The following is a 2131-nucleotide window of genomic DNA, read 5'->3' on the forward strand; positions in this document are numbered from 1 at the left end:
AAAGGAGAAAAGGAATGGAACATTGGTCTTGGGCTTACAGATAATTTGAACTTCGATTCATACGAAGCTCTTGTGGAATATGAGTGGGCTCCTGTAGACAGGCTGGGGTTGGAGGTAGAATTGCCTTTTACTTTTTATACACCCCTAAATGGAACCTCACGCGAACTGTTGCCCTCTAACCGGCTCAATAGTCTGAAACTGGCCGCTCAATGGACCTTTCTGGTAAGTGAGAAGAGGGCTACTTCTATGGCATTGGGCTATATCAATGAGTTTGAATTGTCTGACTTTAGAAACTTTGGAGAACCCCTGGTAAAAGGAAATATTTACAACCCGTTTTTAGTAGTGGCAAAGCGCTGGGGAAATAACTTTCATTCCCTTATATATACCGGGCCAATGATTGAGCAAATGTATGAGAGCAAGGCTGTAACTACTCACTACGATATTAATACCAGCTTTCATTACATGATATCAGGCACAAGAAATTTTATTGGTATAGAGTTTAACAAAACCTTAGGGCATGCCGATTTTGATATGACCATAAGGCCTCAGATGCGGCTGGGATTGGCGGAAGACCTTCTGGTAGGAATTGTGGCCGGTATTCCTGTACAGCGAGAAAACCAACGGTTTAGCAGCTTTGTAAGACTCATTTGGGAACCCGGACATCGTACTAAAAATAAAAAGAGACATCATTAACCCAATGCATTAATTGACCGGAAGGAGCTATGTAGGCAGGGTTTCTTCCGGTTTTTTATGTCCCAATTACTTTAATACCTTATCCTGCGTTCTTCCACCTTAAGCACCACACCATTACTGTAGGTGGTTTTCTTTATCCAATTGCCCAGGTGATCATATTCGTAAAAGGTAGCGTATCTGTCTACAAAGGTGCCCTTTAAGGTTCTGCTTTCGTACTCCACCAAATCGTTGTATACATAAATTTCCCTAAACCGGGCCCTGTAACTGGTCGTGTCTTCCGTGTTGTAGTAGCCTTTAATAACCACTCTGGCTGAGTCGTGGTGTATTTCTACTAGCTTTTCTGATGGCCAGCCGCTGGCTTGGTAATAAACAGTTTCGTTGACCAAAGAATCAGGAAAATGCCGGGTATGGCTTACGGAATGGAGCAGTTCATTTTTTAAGGTTTTAGCAGTGGTTCTAAGCCCCCGGGTATCGTAGGTATAGAGTATCTCTGTGCGTAAATTGGGCTTTGGTTCTTCCGGCTTAGTGTTGGCCGAAACACCGGTGTTGCTCACGATGTCGTAGTATTCATCGCTCACCAGATCGTTCTGGCTGTTGTAGGCATAGAGCCAGTATCGGTTGAGCTGTTGGGTGCCACGATACTCTTCTTTGGAAATCAACTGCAATCGATCGTTGAAACGGAGTATGGTTTTGGAGTGAACTGTGCCAGTGACACGATACACCACCTCTTCAGCTGTTAGATCTTCATCATTGTAAGTGTAGGTAATGCGGGGAATACTCTCGAAAGAGTCTGTGCGAAGTTGCTCAATTATTCGACCGTGGGTATCGTATAGGTATGTTTTGATAGGACTGCCTGTCTTTTTGAAAACCACCTTGCGGAGCCTGCCCAATTCATAAAAGTATTGTTTGGATATGGGTGATTTATACAGACGTGCAGAGTCTCTGTTGTAGTTATACTCTTCGATGCTAAACTCCTGAGGCTGCCCCTTCAACTGGGTATCTATCCATATTTCTTGTAAGTGAGAAGACTCAAACGAAGGCAAAAGACGGGGAGACTGAGCCCATACGCAGTGTGCTGTGAGAAGTAGAAAAGTAATAAGGCGCATTAGCTAAATATACTGTGAATTAGCCTTATAGGTAAAGTACACGAGATGAAAATAATGTGCGTTAGCCTTTTGAGCCCGGCAGTACGCTAGGGTTAGTGGGAAGTAAGTGCCTACACATTGATGGAATGGTGGAAATAAAAAGCTGTCTCAAAGGTCGGCTAAGTTGGTTATTCTTAGTTTGACCGGGAATCTCGATTGGGTATTCATCCTCTAGGTTTACTTACTTAACCTGAGTTCGATGTAAGGAAGTAGTAAAATGTCCCCCTTAGGACTAGGACGTCATTGCGGAATTTTCCTCTGAAAACTTTACATACGCAAAGGAAAATATCCGC

General features: G+C 43.4%; 2 protein-coding genes. One reads left to right on the forward strand and one right to left on the reverse strand.

Annotated features, from left to right (window positions below; translation table 11 throughout):
- Window positions 1-693, forward strand: a 693-nt coding sequence (locus B3763_RS17540; RefSeq protein WP_286748185.1) for an HAEPLYID family protein, incomplete at its 5' end; no start/stop codon positions are given.
- A gap of 71 nt (window positions 694-764) precedes the next feature.
- On the opposite strand, the gene B3763_RS17545 is transcribed toward B3763_RS17540, so the two are convergent.
- Window positions 765-1799 carry a hypothetical protein gene (locus tag B3763_RS17545; RefSeq protein ID WP_286748186.1) on the reverse strand — a complete coding sequence of 345 codons (1035 nt, stop codon included), beginning with the start codon at window positions 1797-1799 and terminating at the stop codon, window positions 765-767.
- Between the last annotated feature and the right edge of the window lie 332 nt (window positions 1800-2131).

This window comes from Roseivirga sp. UBA1976 (assembly GCF_002336325.1).
Taxonomy (GTDB): domain Bacteria; phylum Bacteroidota; class Bacteroidia; order Cytophagales; family Cyclobacteriaceae; genus Roseivirga; species Roseivirga thermotolerans.